At 59.7% G+C, this 18,464-nt stretch carries 19 protein-coding genes; 7 read left to right on the plus strand and 12 right to left on the minus strand.

The window, feature by feature from the left end:
- Positions 1-6: 6 nt before the first annotated feature.
- On the minus strand, positions 7-645 hold the full coding sequence (locus L8V01_RS08750) for a hypothetical protein (RefSeq protein ID WP_049359148.1): 639 nt from the start codon (positions 643-645) through the stop codon (positions 7-9).
- A gap of 330 nt (positions 646-975) precedes the next feature.
- Here L8V01_RS08750 and L8V01_RS08755 point away from each other — a divergent pair, with 330 nt between their 5' ends.
- Positions 976-1,434 carry a MarR family winged helix-turn-helix transcriptional regulator gene (locus L8V01_RS08755; protein WP_269946689.1) on the plus strand — a complete coding sequence of 153 codons (459 nt, stop codon included), beginning with the start codon at positions 976-978 and terminating at the stop codon, positions 1,432-1,434.
- Between the two features lie 77 nt (positions 1,435-1,511).
- Here the strand turns inward: L8V01_RS08755 and L8V01_RS08760 are convergent, their stop codons facing one another.
- Entirely contained in the window at positions 1,512-2,486 is a 975-nt protein-coding gene (locus L8V01_RS08760) for an MDR family oxidoreductase (protein WP_080971180.1), read from the minus strand.
- 78 nt (positions 2,487-2,564) lie between these two features.
- On the opposite strand from L8V01_RS08760, the gene L8V01_RS08765 reads away from it, so the two are divergent.
- Complete coding sequence (locus L8V01_RS08765; protein WP_239659018.1) at positions 2,565-3,155, plus strand: VanZ family protein; 591 nt, start codon at positions 2,565-2,567, stop codon at positions 3,153-3,155.
- Positions 3,156-3,210: 55 nt separating this feature from the next.
- Here the strand turns inward: L8V01_RS08765 and L8V01_RS08770 are convergent, their stop codons facing one another.
- Positions 3,211-4,260: an ABC transporter permease gene (locus L8V01_RS08770; protein ID WP_269946690.1), complete on the minus strand. Its 1,050-nt coding sequence runs from the start codon at positions 4,258-4,260 to the stop codon at positions 3,211-3,213.
- A 134-nt stretch (positions 4,261-4,394) separates the two neighbouring features.
- On the opposite strand from L8V01_RS08770, the gene L8V01_RS08775 reads away from it, so the two are divergent.
- Positions 4,395-4,985, plus strand: coding sequence for a TetR/AcrR family transcriptional regulator (locus tag L8V01_RS08775; protein WP_269946691.1), 591 nt, complete (start codon positions 4,395-4,397; stop codon positions 4,983-4,985).
- Here the strand turns inward: L8V01_RS08775 and L8V01_RS08780 are convergent.
- The 4 genes from L8V01_RS08780 to L8V01_RS08795 all read right to left on the minus strand — a co-directional run bounded on the left by L8V01_RS08780 (position 4,982) and on the right by L8V01_RS08795 (position 8,549).
- Positions 4,982-5,734 carry a DUF364 domain-containing protein gene (locus L8V01_RS08780; RefSeq protein WP_049359161.1) on the minus strand — a complete coding sequence of 251 codons (753 nt, stop codon included), beginning with the start codon at positions 5,732-5,734 and terminating at the stop codon, positions 4,982-4,984. The genes L8V01_RS08775 and L8V01_RS08780 overlap by 4 nt on opposite strands.
- Positions 5,735-5,816: 82 nt before the next feature.
- Entirely contained in the window at positions 5,817-6,791 is a 975-nt protein-coding gene (locus L8V01_RS08785) for an NAD(P)-binding domain-containing protein (RefSeq protein WP_049359162.1), read from the minus strand.
- Positions 6,791-7,408 (minus strand): response regulator, encoded by a 618-nt coding sequence (locus L8V01_RS08790; RefSeq protein WP_150850579.1) that lies wholly within the window; start codon positions 7,406-7,408, stop codon positions 6,791-6,793. The genes L8V01_RS08785 and L8V01_RS08790 overlap by 1 nt, the downstream gene beginning before the upstream one ends.
- Positions 7,401-8,549, minus strand: a complete 1,149-nt coding sequence (locus L8V01_RS08795; protein ID WP_150850584.1) for a sensor histidine kinase — start codon at positions 8,547-8,549, stop codon at positions 7,401-7,403. Before L8V01_RS08795 ends, L8V01_RS08790 begins: the two co-directional genes overlap by 8 nt.
- A 105-nt stretch (positions 8,550-8,654) precedes the next feature.
- On the opposite strand from L8V01_RS08795, the gene L8V01_RS08800 reads away from it, so the two are divergent.
- Together L8V01_RS08800 and L8V01_RS08805 are read left to right on the plus strand one after the other, a co-directional pair.
- Positions 8,655-9,638, plus strand: a complete 984-nt coding sequence (locus tag L8V01_RS08800; protein ID WP_269946692.1) for an ABC transporter permease — start codon at positions 8,655-8,657, stop codon at positions 9,636-9,638.
- A gap of 1 nt (position 9,639) precedes the next feature.
- On the plus strand, positions 9,640-10,281 hold the full coding sequence (locus tag L8V01_RS08805) for an ABC transporter ATP-binding protein (RefSeq protein ID WP_269946693.1): 642 nt from the start codon (positions 9,640-9,642) through the stop codon (positions 10,279-10,281).
- Here L8V01_RS08805 and L8V01_RS08810 read toward each other — a convergent pair.
- Positions 10,278-11,855 (minus strand): bifunctional ADP-dependent NAD(P)H-hydrate dehydratase/NAD(P)H-hydrate epimerase, encoded by a 1,578-nt coding sequence (locus tag L8V01_RS08810; RefSeq protein WP_269946694.1) that lies wholly within the window; start codon positions 11,853-11,855, stop codon positions 10,278-10,280. The genes L8V01_RS08805 and L8V01_RS08810 overlap by 4 nt on opposite strands.
- 18 nt (positions 11,856-11,873) lie before the next feature.
- A complete protein-coding gene (locus L8V01_RS08815; RefSeq protein WP_269946695.1) occupies positions 11,874-12,689 on the minus strand; it encodes an Fpg/Nei family DNA glycosylase in 816 nt (271 codons plus the stop codon).
- A 127-nt stretch (positions 12,690-12,816) separates the two neighbouring features.
- On the opposite strand from L8V01_RS08815, the gene L8V01_RS08820 reads away from it, so the two are divergent.
- Together L8V01_RS08820 and trhO are read left to right on the plus strand one after the other, a co-directional pair.
- Positions 12,817-14,313 carry a DUF1846 domain-containing protein gene (locus tag L8V01_RS08820; protein ID WP_269946696.1) on the plus strand — a complete coding sequence of 499 codons (1,497 nt, stop codon included), beginning with the start codon at positions 12,817-12,819 and terminating at the stop codon, positions 14,311-14,313.
- A gap of 112 nt (positions 14,314-14,425) precedes the next feature.
- The gene (trhO, locus tag L8V01_RS08825; RefSeq protein WP_269946697.1) at positions 14,426-15,361 is read left to right on the plus strand and encodes an oxygen-dependent tRNA uridine(34) hydroxylase TrhO; all 936 of its coding nucleotides are present in this window, start codon (positions 14,426-14,428) and stop codon (positions 15,359-15,361) included.
- Here trhO and L8V01_RS08830 read toward each other — a convergent pair.
- From L8V01_RS08830 to L8V01_RS08840, 3 genes are read right to left on the minus strand one after another with little or no spacing between them, the layout of a single operon-like run.
- Complete coding sequence (locus L8V01_RS08830; protein ID WP_269946698.1) at positions 15,358-16,104, minus strand: aminotransferase class IV; 747 nt, start codon at positions 16,102-16,104, stop codon at positions 15,358-15,360. The two genes, trhO and L8V01_RS08830, sit on opposite strands and share 4 nt — an antisense overlap.
- Positions 16,101-17,960 carry a chorismate-binding protein gene (locus L8V01_RS08835; RefSeq protein WP_269946699.1) on the minus strand — a complete coding sequence of 620 codons (1,860 nt, stop codon included), beginning with the start codon at positions 17,958-17,960 and terminating at the stop codon, positions 16,101-16,103. The genes L8V01_RS08830 and L8V01_RS08835 overlap by 4 nt, the downstream gene beginning before the upstream one ends.
- 13 nt (positions 17,961-17,973) lie before the next feature.
- The gene (locus L8V01_RS08840) at positions 17,974-18,456 is read right to left on the minus strand and encodes a hypothetical protein (RefSeq protein ID WP_269946700.1); all 483 of its coding nucleotides are present in this window, start codon (positions 18,454-18,456) and stop codon (positions 17,974-17,976) included.
- Positions 18,457-18,464 lie beyond the last annotated feature (8 nt).

Genomic DNA, 18,464 nt, shown 5'->3' on the forward strand with positions numbered 1-18,464 from the left:
GTAAATCTAGTCCCAAAATTCCGTGGCGCACAGCGCAATGCCGTGCGCCCGGATTCCTTGGCCGACCTCCAGCTTTTCGTTCACAATCAGCGGTAGGCCGTCGAGGTCGCATACCCAAAACTCCCCCATGCCTAGCTCGTTGCTGTGCTTGGCGACGCCCCCAATAGTCCCCGCCACCTCCACCTGCGGGTTCAACATGCTGGGCTTTAAGTTCCGGTAAAAGCGTTCGGTAGCGGGCGAAGTGAAGGAAAACTCCTCTGGCTCCCCTACTTCGTAATTCAACGCCGCCACCGTCGGCCGCAATGTCCCCTCTAGCTTTTCTCCGCCGACCGGGTTGCCCGCCGGCAGCGCAAACGGTGCATCCGTAAGGGCCGCGAACCGCAAATCCCCCGTTTCTACAATGCCGATATAGGGCGTTGCCCGGTATATGGTCCCCGGCGTCTCTTCCCCACCGCGATACGAAGGAACAGCAGCCCATTCCCCTTCGTATTCCATCCCTGTGACCGCCATGCCGGACGGGTCCGCGTAGAAAATCACCCGATCGAATCCTGGCGCATCCCACAGTTCGTGTTCTGTCGGCAGCTCCGCAATGAGTTCATCTATATCTAAAAAGTCGAATCCGCACGTGCCAAATAGCTTATCCATGACCGCAATTCTAAACGCTTCGCTCCATTTGGCCGGTCGCGCTTAGTGCCCTTGCGGGCCAACTTTAATCGGCAAACCTCATCACCCATTCAATTTCTAACCTAAGACTATCCCGTTCTACATAGTGGAATATCTCTAGAGATAGCTATACAAAAGGAAACAAAATATGTTTTCTAGCCAAATATGTTGGCTGATGAAATTGTTGTCTATGTATACCCACCCCGCAGGGAAGTAGTAGGAGTTGTCATATCAACCCATATGGCAACGATGAGTTGCTAGATCAACCTTGCTGTATAAACTGTTAAATACAACCGACTCTAGGAGGACGCGATGCGCTTGGAGCAGAGTGCAGCATGGGGCGACTTTGTCGCCATGCAAGAGGCGTTGCATGCGCGGCTGTCTGGACAGCTCCAGAGCGGCTCTAACCTGAGTGAAGCGGACTACGCGGTTTTGGCGGTGTTGCAGCGTCGTCGAAAAATTCATACGAGACCGCATGAATTGGCGGTGGAGCTCGGGTGGGAGAAGTCGCGATTGCATCGTCAGCTGTTGCGCATGGAGTCCCGAAAATTGGTTTCCAGGCGGGACGCGCCGGAGTTGGGAACTCGAGCTATTGAAGTCACAGTGACGGAAAAGGGAAGTGCCGCTTTCAGTGCAGCCATCGCGCGCCATACCGCCGCAGTCGATGAAATAGTAGTGGGCACCCTTAGTGACGAGGACCTACATACTTTGGGCAGGATCTCCCGTAAATTGTTGAGAGGGGTTGCTAAAAGCGGGGCTTCGGAAAGCTAGCTGTCCGCGCTGACCGGTGCATGTAAAAAGGCACCCGCCATAACAGCAGGTGCCTTACAAGATTGGCTAGGCGGGATCTAGGAAATCTTAAGAACGGTGCGTCCGTGGTGGGTGCCCTCGAGGAGGGACTTGGATTCTTCGACGACGTCCGACAATGGAATCGTATTGGTCAGGGACTCAAGGATGGACCGGTCCAGCTTGCGTGCGAGCAGTTGCCAAGCGTTCTGGCGGTAGTGCAATGGGGCGTCTACAGAGTTGACGCCGGCAAGGTGTACGTTGCGCAGAATGAACGGCAAGACGGTGGTGGGCAGGTCTGGACCGGCGGCCATACCGGTAGAGGCGACGGTGCCGCCCCACACAGTGCGGGCCAATACATTTGCCAAGACGTGGGAGCCGGAGGTATCAACCGCACCGGCATACGTTGCCTTCTGCAGGGGCTTTCCGGCCTCAGCAAATTCGGCGCGGTCCACAATGGTATGGGCACCAAGCTCGTGGAGGTACTGGGAATAGTCATCCGGGCGGCCGGTCATCGCGTGAACCTCGTAACCGGCATTGGACAGCAGATTCACGGCGATGGAGCCCACGCCACCGGTGGCGCCGGTGACCAGGACGGGGCCATCGGGAAGTCCGCGCAGGGAGTTAACACACAGGGCGGCTGTGTAACCTGCGGTTCCCACGGCGGCCGCCTGTTCTGCGGTGAAGTCTGCTGGCAGCGCGACGGTCGCCTGGGAATTCACACACTGCTTTGGGGTGTAGCCACCGTGGCGAAACTCGCCTAGGCCATCACCGAAGGAAGCTACTAGGGTGCCAACTGGGAGGCGTTCCACGCTGGATTCGGCAACGGTGCCGACCACGTCGATGCCCGGAACCAGCGGGCTGGTGCGCATGACGCCACGATCGCCGGCAATCGCCATGGCGTCCTTGTAGTTCAGCGAAGAATAAGACACATCGACGGTAAGGTCGCCCTCGCCGAGGAACTCTCCCTCTTCAAAGGAGGTCGTAACGGATTTATCTTCGTTGCGAGTAACTAGTAGAGTGCTCATGCTCACCATCGTACGTTAAATGTGATGCAGACATTTAACAGCGAATCTCACGGAGAATTTTCAGGCTCGCTTGTTAATTTGAACAACATGACGATGACCACGATGCCTACCCGCGCCTCGCGCCAGATTGGTGCGCGTGGCATGCCAGCTAAGCGCACGCTGTGGCGCAGTGCAGCCGTAGCCTGCGTGGTTGTCATGGTGGCTATTGCAGTAGCTACGGTGGGCAAGCCTTTCATAGATATCCCCGGTGTGGTCGATGCGTCAGCGCACGCACGCCGCAGCCTAGATTTGCAGATGTTTAACGGGTTTAATAACCCTCATCCGTGGTGGGGTCCGTGGACCAATACTTTGGGTAATGTTTTCCTCTTTATGCCGCTGGGTGCCTGCTTGGTGGTGATGGGACAAAATTCGCGGCGCGTCCGCTTCGGACGCGGCGGCACCATCCTTTTAGGGATGATGCTCAGCCTAGGCATTGAAATCGCCCAGTACATATTCTCATTGGGTTTCAGCGATGTTGATGACTTGGTTTTCAATACGCTTGGCGCGTCTTTGGGCGCGTTCCTAGTAAGCCGCAGCAGCGCGAAAGCGCAGCTACGAACCGTACGAGTAATCGGGTGGCTGGCAGCGTTGGGCTTGGGTGCTTTACTGGTTGCCGTTATTGCAGGGATCGTTGTCTAGAAGCTAGACGAGTGGACGCCCGCACGCGCTGGGGTAGGGCGGTGAGCGGTGAGCCCTAGGCCGGTTGCAGCTGGTTGGGATCCTCTGGAGCCGGACTTTCATGCTGAGACTGCTTGCGCTCTTTAACAATGCCTGCCGTTAAGGCGCAAAGGCCAACCGCAATCCAGGCCAGGAGAATCCATACTTCGGCGCTAATCGAAGCGATGGGGAAGTAGTTTGCCGAGCGGGTTAGGGAAGCGGTGGCCGCATTAGGGAAGAACTGACCTACGGCTCCCCATGGTTTGGCAATGAATTCCTTGGGGGCCATCGTTCCGGCTAAGGGGTTGCCAATCAGCATTATGGCAAGTGCGCCGAGCCCAAACCCTGCAGTTCCGAACAAGGCACGGAGTCCAACAATGAAGGATGAGGAGGCGGCGATGCCAAGAGTAAACACGCCCGCTGAAGTCCAGAAGCCAGCCGGCAGCAGATCGAATACCCCGCTAAAGACCCAGGAAACGAGGAGGCCTCCGAGCGGTGCGTATACAGCGAAAGCGAGCAGGCGTTGGGTGTTTTTCTGCAATGTGAAGGAGATCAGTGCCGCGCCGATCATGCCGCCGATAGCAACGGGCAGGATAGAGACGTTGATGCCCGTTCCTTGTGGATCCCGGCTATCCAAGGGGGCTACATCTGTTGCTTTGACCTCAACGGAGGGAACTTTGCTCTCAGGAAGACCCTTAGCTTGAGCGGCGGCCTTGGCTTGGTGGTTTGCCATCTCACTCAATGGCTGTGACAGGTTTTTGATGATATTCGCCTGGGGCAAGCCCGCTGCCGAAGTGAAAAGAACCTCGGGCTCTTGGCCAAGGACGATTGCACCTGATACCTCACGTTGTTGAATGAGCCGTTCAGCTTCGGCTCGATCCGCGGCGGGCTGTGTCTTAAGTAAGCCGGGTTTCTTCTCATCGAGAGCGTTTTGTATCTGTGTAACTTGCTGCGGCTCGCCAACAACAGCGGTGGAAATATCGCGGGGTTCCATCGTAGCCATCGGCCAGAGGAAGGCTAGAAGGAAGAGCGTGAGCGCTAAGGGGGCGAGAATCCCGACGGTTAGCGCCTTCTTTGCGTTTTGCATGGGGTACCTGCTTTCGGTTCGTACGGGGAGTCCGTTAACCGTAATTCAACGGACGTTGAACATGCTAATTCAACACCTGTTGAAATTCAACAGGTGTTGAAAATTCTCGATTGGGTAGCGGTAAAATAGCCGTCATGGAAAACAAAATTGCAGGGCGTCGGCCTCGAAATGAGGAGACTCGAGAGAGAATTCTGTCTGCAGCATGTACGCGCTTTGGCGACGTAGGCTTTGAAGCCACAACAATTCGGAGTGTGGCAGCAGAAGCCGAGGTAGACCCCGCGTTAGTGATGCACTACTTCAAAAACAAACAAGGCCTATTTGGCGCAGTCGTCTCTAGCCTGCAAGAACTTCCAGGGCAATTAGAAGACGTTGCAGACCTAGAAGGCTTTATTGCCCAGTACTTAAGGCTTTGGGAAGCAGAAAACATGGGCTCGCGGTTGAAGGCGGTTTTGCGCGCTGGAGTGGGCTCCTCTCATGCCGCCGGAGTTTTGAGGCACTATATGGACGAGCAGTTTTTGGAGCTGGTGTCCCAATCTAAATTGGGTTCAACGGTTTTCAATACGCCAGAAAAACGGCAACGCATTCCCTATATCGGCGCCATGCTGGTTGGCGTCGCAACTACCCGCAACGTGATTCTCGTTCCCTATTTGCGGGAGAAAACCGTAGACGAGCTAGCAGAGATCTATGCAGCGGCATGCGAGGCGATTTTGGAGGCGCGTTCTTAGGCGGATAATTCCGCTCGGTGACCCCATTCGAACATGGCGGTGGCTGCATCGGTGCCGCTCAAGCCCTCGAACATAGCGAGGGGAGACGTGGGGAGCATTCCGGTGACTTGTGATACCCCGTAATCCTCAACGAGTACCGGGGCCAGTGGGGTAGTGGGGCCTAGGATGACATTAAAGGCATCGCGGGAGAGCTCCAGTAGGCGGGGAGCGGTCTTATTCACAAAGGCGGACCCGGTAATGAAGACATAATCGCACTCGGGCAGTATGTACTCGGCAGCGGAATCGGGGTAGTCGCCCTCATTGAGCGAACGCTCCAGCATATAAAAATCCGCCGCTTGGGTGAGCGCCTTGGGCGCAAAAGGGAAGTGGCCAATGACCGCGACCTTCTTTCCAGCGACGGCCTCGCGGAAGGGATCGAAGATGTGGGGCCAAGGGGCGTCGGCAAGCGTAAAGCCATGCGAATCTGCCACGGAGGGCGTGGCGTAATAGGAATTCAGCGCGGCCATGCCAAAGGAAGCCTCCGAGAAATTCCAACTCTTAGCTAACTGTGCGATGGCGCGTAGGGGAACCCCGGAATACTCGGCGCGCATCTGGGCTGGGCGGGAGGTGGCTGACATCGTCATTGCCATACCGCAGCTAGGGCTTTCGGTGAATATGCGGGTCCACCGTGGGCCTTGGGCGGCGCGGGAGACCGTAATGTCACGGGGAATGGCATCGATGAGGTCATCGTAGAGATCCCAGGCAGACATGTATAAACCAGCTTTCCCAAATCGTGTCGCACTACCTGCCAAAAGGCAGTTTAGTCGAATTAGCTGGGACTAACCTATTGCTTTAGTCACATATATTCGCGACGTCCTGCGCTGCCTGCTTGGCAAAGGGGCTAACGCCAGTAATGGTTGCGGAGCCTGGACCGGTCCAAGTGCCATAGCCCACGAGGAAAAGGCCGTCGACGGTGGGGGAGGTGCCGTCGAGTAGCCGGCGAATGGGGCGGAGCGCGGGACGGAAACCGGTGCACCAAATGAGGTGATCTGTGTTGACTTCATCAAGAGAAGTAAACATCGGGGTGGCCTGCAAAAGCTCGGAATCCCGTGCGCGTAGGACCGGTGGGACCATTACGATATCGCCCAGATTGGTATCCGCGCCGGGGTCTGGTTTGCCGCGGAGCATGGCGTTGAGGCGGGCGCGATTGCGCTGAAAGAGCACGCGGCCGTCAACGTCGTCGGGCATCCACCGCGGGGAGTTGCGGGTATACCAGGTTGTCTTCACGCCGGAGAGAAGGAGCTCGGCCGAGATCTGGGCGCCGGAATTTGCTGCGCCCACGACCGCCACGGTGGAGCCAACAAAGGCCTCGGGGCCGGGGTAGAAGGCTGAATGCCATTGCCTACCGGCAAAGTCGCCGGGGTAGTAGGGGATAAAGGGCGCAGACCACGTGCCTGTGGCCGCCACGACCGTGCGCGAGGCCAGATGCTCTTTGCCGGCGAAGACGTGAAAGCACGAGCCATCATGGTCGACCTTATCCACTTTGACTGGCCGGCGAATGGGCAGCTCATAGCGCTGTTCATAGCGTGCAAAATAATCAATAACGTGGCTAGCTGGCGGAAAGCCATCGTGGTGGGGCATGGGCCACCCAGGCAGGTTGGAGGAGGCGGAATTGCTAAAAAGCGTGAGTGAGGGCCAGGTATGGCGCCAGGCCGCGCCGGGGCCGGGCTCTGCATCCAGAATGACAAAATCTAGGCCCTTTTTGCGCAGGTAATAACCCACCGCAAGGCCCGCCTGGCCGGCGCCGATGACTATGCAGTCCAGCATTAAATGAGCTTTCGCTCGCGCGCCACGGTGACCGCAGCGGTGCGGGTTTCCACGCCCAACTTTTGAAAAATGTGGATGAGGTGGGTTTTTACCGTGGCTTCAGAAATGAATAGCTGCTTGGCTAGTTCCTTATTGGAGGAACCGCTGGAAAGCGCCCGCAGGATTTCTAGCTCGCGGGTGGAGAGCGATTCTTGCGGCCGGCCCACACGTTGGGCGAGGAGATCTACCACCTCCGGCGCCAAGGTGCGGCGGTGCGCGGCGGTATTGAGGACGGCCTCGTGCAGCGCCTGCTCCGGGGAATCCTTGAGCAGATAGCCCATTGCGCCGGCCTCCACGGCGGCGAGAATATCGGCCTGCGTGTCATAGGTAGTCAGGATGAGCACCGGTGGGCCGCCGGCCTCCACCACACGCTTGGTGGCTGCGATGCCATCCATGCCGGGCATCTGGATATCGCAGACCACGGCGTCTACCTGCGGGGCGTCATCAGTAAAGAGCTTATCCACATCAGCACCGGTGGAACCTTCCATGACTACCTCGACATCGGAGAAGGTATTGAGGATAGCGCGCAGACCGGCGCGGACCACTGGGTGATCGTCGATTAGCATGACATTAACCATTGCTTCGCTCCTTCAGGGGGATACGGACGGCTAAGGCAGTGCCATCGCTAGATTCTAGGTTCATGGTGCCACCTACACGCTCCACACGGGTGCGCAGGCCCGCGAGCCCGAATCCGTGGTCCTTCTCGCCGGTACTAGGGGAGGCGGATACGCCGCATCCATTATCAACGACGTCCAAGGTCACCGCATCCTCGAAGAGGCCGAGCGTGACCACCGCGCGCGAGGCATGGGCGTGTTTGATGACGTTATTGAGTCCTTCCTGCGCAGCGCGTACGATGACCTCTTTGATTCGGCCGGGTACCTTGCCGCTTCCAGATACCACCAGTTCGAAGGTGGTTTCTTCCCCCAAAGCCTTCACGCGGCTGCGCATCTGGGACAGCAGGGAAGTGAGCTGGGTTTCCAGTCGCTCATCGGGGCCAGCGAGTTCGCGGACAAAGCGGCGGGCCTCGGCCAGATTCTCGCTCGCGACATCCTCGATGACCGCCAGCTGCTCTTCTTTGGTGCGGGGATCATCGGTGCCGCGGGCCGCGCGGGAGAGTAACAAAATGGAGCTAAGGCCTTGCGCGACGGTGTCATGGATCTCGCGGGAGAGGCGCTCGCGCTCCTCCAGCCGGCCGGCTTGGTGCTCGCTGGCGGCCAGCTCGGCTTGGGTTTCGCGCAGCTGCTTGGCGATGTCCCTGTGGTGCGCCGCTTCTGCTTGCAGCCGCCGCTGGATGAAAAAGACCGTTGCCGCAAAGGCGGTGCCGATAAGCGGTCCCACGGCCGCAGCGATGGACCAACCTTCTGGGTGCAGCCAGGCGGGGATGAACGCAGCCGCTGCCCACAGCACGGCGATGGAGATCAGCCCGGGCACGGTGGGCAAAGCGCGCAAAAAGACAAAAATAAGCGGGAATTCCAACCACATGAAATCCTGCGCATGGACCATCAGGCCCAGCCACAGCAGGCATAGCCCGCCTAGCCATAACCATGTGGGCAGCCAACGTTGTGCGGCGTACACCACGGCGAGGGCGATGGCTAAGCCGATAACCCGGGCGTCGAGCCGGCCATCCACATAGGCGCGCGCCACGCCGAAGACCAGCAGAAACGCGAACATGGCGTGCAGGCCATAGACCCATAATTTCTGTCCTCTAAACACAACCACCCAGGATATCCGCGCACGGGTGGACAGTGAATCAACCACTTGGTTGAGTGGAGGTTCAGCGAGCTGGCCGATTACTTCTGACCTGCGCAAAGCAAATATAGAAGTATGTTCCTAGCAATCAGAGAAATCACCACAGCGCGCGGCCGCTTCGCGCTCATCGGCGGCACGGTTGCGCTCATTACCCTTCTACTCGTGATGCTCTCCGGCCTGACGGAAGGCCTTTCCAAGCAAAATACCTCTGCGCTGGAGGCCTTGGAAGAGGATTATCCATATATTTCCTTTTCTACCGAGGATCCTTCTTTCAGCGAATCCGAGATGCACGCTGGCGATATCGCCAGCGATGGCATTCCTCTAGGCGCAGCCCAGACCAAGCTGGAGGGTCATGGCGGCATTGCCGTTCTCAGCCTGCCGGCCGGCACGCAGGTTCCGGGAACCGATAAGTCTATTCCGGAGCAGGGCGTGCTCCTGTCGGATTCCATCGACGAGACTGATTCAGTCACCTTGGGCGGCACCGACTTCTCGGTGGAGGGCACCGTCCCAGAGACGATGTATGCACATTCCGAGGTGGTATGGGCATCTACCGAAACCTGGCAGCGCATCAGCCACGCTCCGCAGGGCGTGATTGGTACGGCAGCGCTATATAAGCAAGAGGTTCCTGGCTCCGTAAAGATGTCCAAGTCCTTCTCCGGCTTGGCGGCCTATCAGTCTGAGCGCGGTTCGCTGCTGACCATGCAGGGCTTCTTGTACGGCATCTCCGCCCTAGTCACCGTGGCCTTCTTGACTGTGTGGACCATCCAGCGCACCCGCGACCTTTCGATTCTGCGTGCGCTCGGCGCCACTGTGCGTTACCTGCTGCGCGATGCCTTGGCGCAAGCGGCCATCATTTTGGCCGCCGGCACCATTGCAGGCGCCGTTATCGGTTGGGCGCTCGGTGCGCTTGCCTCCGGCACCGTGCCATTCGATGTCTCCCTGCGCACCATTGCCGTACCCGCCGTTGGTATCTGGGTCCTCGGCATGGCCGGTGCCCTCGTCGCAACCCGCCGCGTAGCTAAAGCTAACCCACTCGATGCTCTTGGAGGAAATGCTTAATATGTCCACCATTCTTGATATCCGCAACGCTACCGTGACCTACCAGGACGGTGAGACAACGACTACCGCGCTAGCCGATGCCTCCCTCAACGCCGAATCCAATTCCCTGACCGCCATCGTGGGTGAGTCCGGTTCCGGCAAGTCCACGCTGCTTTCCGTCGCCGCCGGGCTTATCACCCCGGATTCCGGTTCCGTGCAGGTGGATGGCACCCGCTCCATCATCTTCCAGCAGGCCAACCTGCTGTCCTCGCTCAATGTGCGCGACCAGCTGCTGATTATGGACCACATCGCCGGCCGCAAGTTGCGCCCGCAGCGCGCCGATGAGCTGCTGGAGTTTGTGGGACTAGCGGGCATGGGGAATCGCCGCATGGGCCAGATGTCTGGTGGCCAGCGCCAACGCGTCAATATCGCCCGCGCGCTGATGGAGCAGCCAGACCTGCTCTTGGCCGATGAGCCTACCTCCGCGCTCGATTCCCACCTCTCGCAGGAGATCATCCGCCTTTTGCGCGATGTCACCCAAGAGATGAAGACCGCCACCATGCTAGTAACCCATGATCGCTCCTTGCTGAATTTTGCGGATCGTGTGGTAGAGGTCAAGGACGGTCACGTCTCTGAACAGGAGAAGGTTTCCGCGCTCAGCTAGCGCTGCATGGCGAGCAGCCGTGCGATTGCCTGCGGCACGGCTGCGGCAATCTGGGAGGCGGAGCAAATCCCAAAGCCGTCCGGGGTATGGGCGGCAATAGCGGCGGCATGCTGGTGTATGGCCGCGGCATGCAGGATTTCCATAATTACCGCCTCCGCACTTACTTCAGCGATATCCAATTGCGCGAGCGTCGCGCCGAGGATGCCGGAGAGCACGTCGCCGGATCCGGCGGTGGCTGCGTAGGAGTGCCCAGCGTTCATGCCATAAATGTCCTGGCCGGGGGCCGTGACCGTGGTGATCCGGCCCTTGTGCAGAACAAAACAGTCGAGCGCAGAGGCAAGCTCCTTTAGGCGTATTCCGAGCCCTTCTGAAAGATCGAGCTCGCGGCCGAGCGCGGCCTTATACAGCCGCTCAAATTCCCCGGCATGTGGAGTCAGGACGGCGCAGGGGTGAACGCGTACGAGTTCGCGTAGATCCCCATAGGTCGAAAGCACTGTAAGCGCATCGGCGTCGATAATCGTGGGCAGGCCGCGTTCTAGCACGGTACGCAACTCTGCGGCCGCTTCTGGGTCGGTGCCTCGCCCTGGGCCGATTACCCAGGCTTGGGCGTGGACTTTTTCTTGTGCGCTCGCATGGGGCACTACTTCGGGCAGGCTTGTGGTTACGGAGTCGTTGCCCACGACGCGAACCATCGAGGGCGTGGCGCGCACCGCGCCCGTGGCAGCGAGGATTCCCGCGCCGGGATAGGCGCTGCTGCCAGCGCATACGGCGGTGACCCCGCCGGTGTACTTGGTGCTTTTCGCCCCCGGCGTCGGATCCAGAATGGGCCCCGTGCACCCTACCGGCTTCGGGGCGGTAACCACGCCCTGCTCCCCCGTGAGGACTGGTTCAGATGGCCACTGATAGGGCAGGGGGATGGTGGGTTCATTGGCAATATGGCCTACTGGTTTAGCGGCGGCAGAAAGCTCTTCTGCAAAGGAACGCGGGGCACCTGGCAAGAGCAGATCGCACAGCACTACTGCGCCGCATTCCGGGGCAAAGATATGCCCGGCGCGGGCCCAACCAAAGCTAATGGTCACGTCTGCTTCCACCGCCTCGGCTGCAGCCAACCCGGTATCGGCGTTAATACCGGAAGGGATGTCCACTGCTAGAACCGGAACACCACGCTTTTTGGCTTCGCCGTAGGCTCGCAGCGGCGCGCCGGAAAGGCCGCGGGTGGAGGCCAGGCCGGCGACGGCGTCGATAAGCAGGTCGGCTTCCCCTAGATGCTCGGCCACGGTGCCGCCGGCCCCGGTAAAAGCCTGCAGCGCGGGTTCGTGTGCGGCATCTGCCGCGAGGATAGCCACTACTGAATAGCCTTCCTCCGCCAAGAAAGCGCCAGCGTAGAGGCCATCGCCCCCGTTTCCTCCCGGGCCAGCGAGAATAGTCACGCGCTGCCCTGGGGCAAGCATGGCCGTGGCCGTGGCGGCCACACCCCGAGCGGCTAGGCGCATGAGCGCATCGGCATGGTTCTGCTGGGCTAGAAGAGTGTCCTCCGCTGCTCGGACGGCAGCAACGCTATAGGCATGTCGCATGCCCGCCAGGATAGGCCTTTAAGGAGCAGGTTGGCAGGTGGGGCACCAAAATAGGTTGCGTCCCTCCATGACCTTTTCCGCTACTGGAGTGCCACAGATATAGCAGGGCAACCCGGCGCGGCGGTAGACGTAGACCTCCCCGCCGTGGTCGTCCTTGCGCGGTTCGCGGCCCATGGCCTCGGGTGAGTGCTCGGGGCGTACTGTATCGATGCGGCCGTGCTCCACCCCGTACTCCATCAAATCCACCAGGTCCGCCCATGTGGCGTCAAAAGTTTCACGGGAAACCTCACGGCCAGGCAGGAAAGGGGAGAGACCGTGGCGAAAGAGGGTTTCCGCGCGGTAGATATTGCCCACGCCGGCATAGAGGTGCTGGTCCATCATCAGCGAGCCAATGCTGCGCCGCGACCTGTGTACCTTGGCCCATAAAGCCTCCACATCGGCGTCCGCGCGCAGCGGATCTTGGCCCACCTTGGCCAGCTGGGTGCGATACTCTTCTTCCGTGAGCAGGCGGCAAAACTGCGGTCCGCGCAGGTTAGCGGCCTCGGTGCCATTATCGATGCGCACTCGGATCTGGCCGGCAGTCTCTTCCCGCGGTTCGAAGCGCAGCTTTCCAATGAGCCCCAAATGGATATAGAGGATATGGCGTGGGTTTTCTGCGTTAAAGTGCACAAAAAGGTGCTTGCCGTAGGTCTCCGCCATCTCGATGCGCTCCCCGTCGAGGATCTTCGATTCTTCCGCGAATCGTCCCTGCGGGCTGGTCACGCGCAGCGGCATGCCGCGATAGTTCGCGTTGAATTTATGGGCTAGGCGGTGGATAACGTGACCTTCAGGCATGAGATCTAGTCTAATCGGGAGGATTTTTCGGCCAAACTGGTGCTCAACCAGCCCACTTATTTGCTGGCTGCCTTTAGCGTAAACTCGAAATGCGGAATGATTTAACTCAGGGGAAGGCTTTCAAATCATGACGCAAAAAATCGGCTTTGACCGCGAGAAATACATTGAGCTGCAGTCGAAGCACATCCACGCCCGCCGCGAGGAAATCGGCGGCAAACTCTACCTAGAGATGGGCGGCAAGCTTTTTGACGATATGCATGCCTCTCGCGTGCTGCCCGGCTTCACCCCGGACAATAAAATCGCGATGCTGGAGCGCATTAAAGAGGACGTAGAGATCCTCATTTGCATCAATGCGAAGGATATTTCCCGCCAGAAGGTGCGCGCGGACTTGGGCATCCTCTACGAAGATGACCTGCTACGCCTCGTGGACGTATTCCGCAGCCGCGGATTCTTGGTAGAAAACATCGTCATGACTCAGCTCGAGGAGGGCAACTCCCAAGCCGAAGCCTTCATTGACAAGGCGGAGCGCCTCGGCCTCAAGGTGGCCCGCCACCGCGTTATCCCTGGATACCCCACCAATACTGACCTCATTGTGTCCGAAGAGGGCTTTGGCCGCAATGAGTTCGCGGAGACCTCCCGCGACCTTGTCGTTGTCACCGCGCCGGGCCCTGGCTCCGGCAAACTGGCTACCGCGCTTTCGCAGGTCTATCACGAGCATCAGCGCGGCAATAATGCCGGCTACGCCAAGTTTGAAACCTTCCCTATCTGGAATCTCCCCCTTGAGCACCCCGTGAACCTGGCCTATGAGGCGGCCACGGTGGATCTTAATGATTCCAATATTATTGACCACTTCCACTTATCCGCCCACGGCGAGTCCACCGTGAACTACAACCGCGACGTGGAAGCATTCCCGCTGCTGCGCACCCTTTTGGAAAAGCTCACCGGCACCACCCCGTACCAGTCGCCGACGGATATGGGCGTGAACATGGCCGGCTTCTGCATTACTGACGACGCCGTGTGTAGCGCGGCCGCCCAGCAAGAAATCATCCGCCGCTACTTCAAGGCCCAAGTGGAAGAGGCCCGCGCAGGGTTGGGGACTGAGCAGTCCGAGCGCGCCGCCGTCGTCATGGCCAAGGCCGGCATCAAGGTAGAAGATCGCCCTGTGGTGGCGCCTGCTCGCCAGCGTGCGGAAGAAACCAGCGAGCCTGCCTCTGCTATGCAGCTGCACGACGGCACCATGATCACCGGCCGTACCTCGCCATTGCTGGGTTGTTCTGCAGCTATGCTGCTTAACGCGCTAAAGCACTTGGCGGGTATCAATGATGATATCCACCTGCTTTCGCCCGAATCCATCGAGCCGATTCAAACGCTCAAGACCAAACACCTAGGTTCCAAGAATCCCCGCCTGCACACCGACGAGGTGCTCATCGCCTTGTCTGTATCTGCAGCGAAGGATGATAATGCCCGCAAGGCGTTGGAGCAGATCAAGGAACTTGCTGGTTGCGACGTCCACACCACCACCATCCTGGGCTCTGTGGATGAGGGAATCTTCCGCAACCTGGGCGTGCTCGTGACCTCGGATCCGGTCTTTGCCCGCAAGAAGGCGCTGTACCAGAAGCGCTAGATCCCGCGTGCTAAAGATTCGGCCCTTTCAGCCTGTGCTGGAGGGGCCGCAGTCATATAAAGGAAAGGTACAAGATTGGGGATCTGCACAGCTGCGGGCCTAAGATTGGGGCGTGACTATTGGCAAAGTTCTCCTATATTACTGCTTTACCCCCATCGAAGATCCCACCGCAATCATGCTGTGGCAGCGCACCCTGTGCGAGTCCCTGGGGCTCAAGGGGCGCATCCTCATTTCCGAGCATGGCATCAACGGCACCGTTGGCGGCGATATGGAAGCCTGCAAGCGCTACGTCCGCCAGACCAAGGAATACCCAGGCTTTAAGCGCATGCAGTTCAAGTGGTCCGAGGGCGGCGCGGATGACTTCCCACGGCTTTCGGTCAAGGTGCGCGATGAAATCGTGGCCTTTGGCGCGCCGGGCGAGCTGAAGGTCGATGAAAACGGCGTCGTCGGCGGCGGTGTGCACCTCAAGCCGGAAGAGGTAAATAAGCTGGTAGAAGAGCGTGGCGAGGAGGTCGTTTTCTTTGACGGCCGCAACGCCATGGAGGCAGAGATTGGCAAGTTCAAAAATGCCGTCGTGCCCGATGTGAAAACCACGCATGACTTCATCGAGGAAATTGAATCCGGCAAGTATGACTGGATGAAGGATAAGCCGGTGGTGTCTTATTGCACCGGCGGCATTCGTTGCGAAATCTTATCCTCGTTGATGAAGAACCGCGGCTTCAAAGAGGTTTATCAAATCGACGGCGGCATCGTGCGCTACGGCGAAAAGTACGGCAATGATGGGCTGTGGGAAGGCTCCATGTATGTCTTTGACAAGCGCATGCACCACGAATTTGGCCAAGGACTCCAAGACCCAGGCTTTATCCAGCTGGGCCACTGCGTGCACTGCGGTAAGGGCACCAATACCTTCCACAATTGCATCAATGAAGACACCTGCCGCCAGCAGGTACTCATCTGTGATGACTGCATCCAGCACGTAGAGACCCAACACTGTGGTCGGCCGGATTGCGTCGAGGTGGCAGCGCACCTAGCTAAACAGGAGAGCTAGTCGCGCTCCGTTTCCTTGCGGAAGCAGCCCCACCACCATTGTTGCCACGCGGTGGTATGCGGGCTGTGCGGGGGATGGATGATGCCGGTGGGGGCGTGTAGTTCGCTGACCGGGCTAATGCCGTGGAGCGAGTTGAGGAACCACAGGGGGAATTGCGCCGCGAGCTCTGGAGTGAGTGGGCGCGTTTCGGTATGCATACCTAGGTCCGCAGCGCGCTGAGTGACTTGGCGCAGGGTGATGCTGGGCAGCGCCTGACCAGTGTGGAGGATGAGCGTCTCCCCATCCCAAGCGACGAGCGCGCCGGTGGTGGTCTCCGTCATGGCACCGGAGGCATCCACGATGGCGGTGTCATCGGTGCCATCAGCCTGGTACTCGGTGCGGTAGCGGGCCAGCGCTGGGAAATCAGGGCCCTTGACTAAAGGTTGTGAGCGCGGGTCGGCGGCTTGCACATAGGTCAGCCGGGTGGTTCGGCGCGCAGGGGGTGCGGGGCGAATATCGAGGCGCAGCTGCCCAGAGGCAAGAGAAATACGGGGAAAGAGATCGTCGGGGCCGAAAAGTTGAAGCATCGCGGGGACGAACCCGGCGGGAAGCGGTCCGGTCACCGACTCGAAGCGCTGGAGGTGCAGGGGGAGGGCGTTTGAGTGGGCGTTGCCAAGCATCCGCCAAGAATCCGCAACGTCAAAGGGGCCGGGGTGGGGTTGGCTTGGAATAAAGCGGCCTTCGCGCCAAAGGTAGGTGCTCATTGCCACGCCCCCAACACGGATTGCGTCTTGAGATTGCGCTCCTCTAGCTCGGCGGCCGGATCCGAATCCAGGACGATGGCCCCGCCGGCGCCGATGGTGATCTCACCGGCCGCCCGCACGGCCGTGCGGATGACCACGCTGAGATCGGATTGCCCATCAAACCCCAGGTAGCCCACCACGCCGGAGTACACGCCGCGTGGGCCCGTTTCGAGTTGGTCAATGATGTCGCAGGTGCGCAGTTTCGGCGCGCCCGTCATCGATCCGGGAGGGAAGGTGGCGCGGAGGGCATCGACCGCCGTGGCACCGGTGCGCAGCTGCCCAGTAATAGTGGATACCAACTGATGGACGGTGGCATAGCTTTCTACCTGCATCAACTTGGGCACGCGCACGCTGCCGGGCTCGCATACCCGGGAAAGGTCATTGCGCAGTAGGTCGACGATCATGAGGTTTTCGGCGCGTGTCTTCGGGTCCGTGGTCAGCAGCGCGGGATCCTGGTCGGCCGAGATAGTGCCCTTAATCGGCTTGGCCTCTACCTTACGGCCGCGCACGGTGAGGAAGCGCTCGGGTGAGGCGCTGCATACTTCCACGCCGTCGAAGACGAGGTGCGCGGCGTAGGGAGCGGGATTGTGCGCGCGCAGTTGGGGATAGAGCTCCCCCTCGGCCGCGGCCGAGTAGGTATCGGTCAGGCAGACTTCGTAGCTTTCGCCCGCGTGCAGGAATTCTTGGGCGCGCTTAATCCGCTCCAGGTAGCCGGGGCTGCGCCAGAAGCCCGCGCTTAGCGACGCCCCACCGTCCTCCCCCGTGGGCCGTGGTTCCTCCGTGCCCAAGGCGGCTTCCAGACGCTCAAGCAATTCCTCGGCGCCGTCACCGGCAAGGCAGCACAGGTGCGCGGTTTCTGTGTGGTGGTCATAGACGATAAAGGACTGCGGCCGCACAAAGTAGGCATCTGGGTAGGGAGAGCGGTGGCTTAGCTCAATCGGCAGGGTTAACTGGGCGCATTCGTAGCCTAGGTACCCGATGACCCCGCCGGTAAAGGGGAGGTCTGGGGCATTGTCGATGCGGGTGGCGAGCTCGCGGTCGAGGAGGGCGAGGATATCGGGGGCGTCGCCAAGCCGGTAGCGAAAAGAGCGACTCAACGCGCCCGCTGTATCGCCGAGGATCGAATAGCGCCCGCGGGGATCCGCGGAGTCAAGGAAGAAGGCATCGTTGCCTTCGGCGCGCAGGGCGGCAAAGACCCGCGGGCAGTCCACCGCGCCGGGCACCTCGCGGTGGAGCAGGCGGAACCCGCCCAGAAAATTGCGCATAATGTCCCTGCCGTAGTGCGTGAGCACCGACTCGGGGTGGAATTGCACGCCCCAGTGCGGCAGCCCATCGACCTTGAGCGCTTGTATGACGCCATCCTCGCTGCGGGCATGGACGGTGATGCCGGGAGCCTCTTCTATGTGCAGGGAGTGGTAGCGCACCACTTCGAAGTCTTGCGGGATTCCGGCGAAGATGCCTTCGCCAGAGTGGCTGATGGTAGAGCCAAAACCGTGGCGCGGCCGCGGCGCACGCGACACCCGGGCCCCAGCGAGTAGGCCTAGCCCCTGATGGCCAAGGCATACGCCCAGCACTGGAATCTCGGCCGACGCTGCGGCGGCAATAATGTCCCGGGCAGTACCGAAATCCTGCTCCCTCTCTGGCGTGCCCGGGCCAGGAGAAATCACCACGTGAGAAAATTCGCCCGCACGGACGCGCTCGGAAAGCCTTTCTGTTTCGCCGGCGGGAACAACGAGCGGCTCGCGGCCGGCTACTTCCGCAATGAGGTGGGCGAGATTGAAGGTATAAGAATCGTAGTTATCAAGCAGAAGGATCATGGGGCGGGATATTCTATGCGGCAGCCGAGTCCATGAGGAAAAGCTGGATATCAGTGATGGTCCACAGCATAAAGTTGCAGGCCATCACCCAGAAAATGGCCATCCAACTGCGCCACCGCAGATAGCGGTGCAGCTTGCGCACCATGATAACGGCGCAGCCAATCATGCCAAAGAAGGGAATGATCGGGGTGGTAAGGCTAAAGAAGGTGCGCTGGCCTTCGGTGCAGAGCCACGCGGCGGTGCCATTTTCACACAAGGGACCGCCGGAGAGCCGAGTGATGAGCGCGACTGCGAAACCATAAAGCGCGGAGAGAACCAGAACACCGATCATGTACCAGATGGCCTGGCGGGTAGAGCGGCGGTTGGCGGCAGCAACCTCTAAGGGATCCGGTTCATCAGCCAGCTCATCAAAGCTCCGCGGTTCCGGGCGGCGCAGGTTGGCATAGTCCGCATCGGAAGTCAGATCGTTTTCGGGATGCTCTGGTCGCAGGCTCATGCCCCAAT

The sequence above is a fragment of the Corynebacterium curieae genome, from assembly GCF_027570035.1.
In the GTDB taxonomy this organism is placed as follows: Bacteria; Actinomycetota; Actinomycetes; order Mycobacteriales; family Mycobacteriaceae; genus Corynebacterium; species Corynebacterium curieae.

What these genes read in the sequence shown, in the direction of transcription:
- L8V01_RS08750 (WP_049359148.1), bottom strand. Translation starts at nt 645, where the DNA reads ATGGATAAGCTATTTGGCACGTGCGGATTCGACTTTTTAGATATAGAT.
- L8V01_RS08755 (WP_269946689.1), top strand. Translation starts at nt 976, where the DNA reads ATGCGCTTGGAGCAGAGTGCAGCATGGGGCGACTTTGTCGCCATGCAA.
- L8V01_RS08760 (WP_080971180.1), bottom strand. Translation starts at nt 2,486, where the DNA reads ATGGTGAGCATGAGCACTCTACTAGTTACTCGCAACGAAGATAAATCC.
- L8V01_RS08765 (WP_239659018.1), top strand. Translation starts at nt 2,565, where the DNA reads ATGACGATGACCACGATGCCTACCCGCGCCTCGCGCCAGATTGGTGCG.
- L8V01_RS08770 (WP_269946690.1), bottom strand. Translation starts at nt 4,260, where the DNA reads ATGCAAAACGCAAAGAAGGCGCTAACCGTCGGGATTCTCGCCCCCTTA.
- L8V01_RS08775 (WP_269946691.1), top strand. Translation starts at nt 4,395, where the DNA reads ATGGAAAACAAAATTGCAGGGCGTCGGCCTCGAAATGAGGAGACTCGA.
- L8V01_RS08780 (WP_049359161.1), bottom strand. Translation starts at nt 5,734, where the DNA reads ATGTCTGCCTGGGATCTCTACGATGACCTCATCGATGCCATTCCCCGT.
- L8V01_RS08785 (WP_049359162.1), bottom strand. Translation starts at nt 6,791, where the DNA reads ATGCTGGACTGCATAGTCATCGGCGCCGGCCAGGCGGGCCTTGCGGTG.
- L8V01_RS08790 (WP_150850579.1), bottom strand. Translation starts at nt 7,408, where the DNA reads ATGGTTAATGTCATGCTAATCGACGATCACCCAGTGGTCCGCGCCGGT.
- L8V01_RS08800 (WP_269946692.1), top strand. Translation starts at nt 8,655, where the DNA reads ATGTTCCTAGCAATCAGAGAAATCACCACAGCGCGCGGCCGCTTCGCG.
- L8V01_RS08805 (WP_269946693.1), top strand. Translation starts at nt 9,640, where the DNA reads ATGTCCACCATTCTTGATATCCGCAACGCTACCGTGACCTACCAGGAC.
- L8V01_RS08810 (WP_269946694.1), bottom strand. Translation starts at nt 11,855, where the DNA reads ATGCGACATGCCTATAGCGTTGCTGCCGTCCGAGCAGCGGAGGACACT.
- L8V01_RS08815 (WP_269946695.1), bottom strand. Translation starts at nt 12,689, where the DNA reads ATGCCTGAAGGTCACGTTATCCACCGCCTAGCCCATAAATTCAACGCG.
- L8V01_RS08820 (WP_269946696.1), top strand. Translation starts at nt 12,817, where the DNA reads ATGACGCAAAAAATCGGCTTTGACCGCGAGAAATACATTGAGCTGCAG.
- L8V01_RS08830 (WP_269946698.1), bottom strand. Translation starts at nt 16,104, where the DNA reads ATGAGCACCTACCTTTGGCGCGAAGGCCGCTTTATTCCAAGCCAACCC.
- L8V01_RS08835 (WP_269946699.1), bottom strand. Translation starts at nt 17,960, where the DNA reads ATGATCCTTCTGCTTGATAACTACGATTCTTATACCTTCAATCTCGCC.
- L8V01_RS08840 (WP_269946700.1), bottom strand. Translation starts at nt 18,456, where the DNA reads ATGAGCCTGCGACCAGAGCATCCCGAAAACGATCTGACTTCCGATGCG.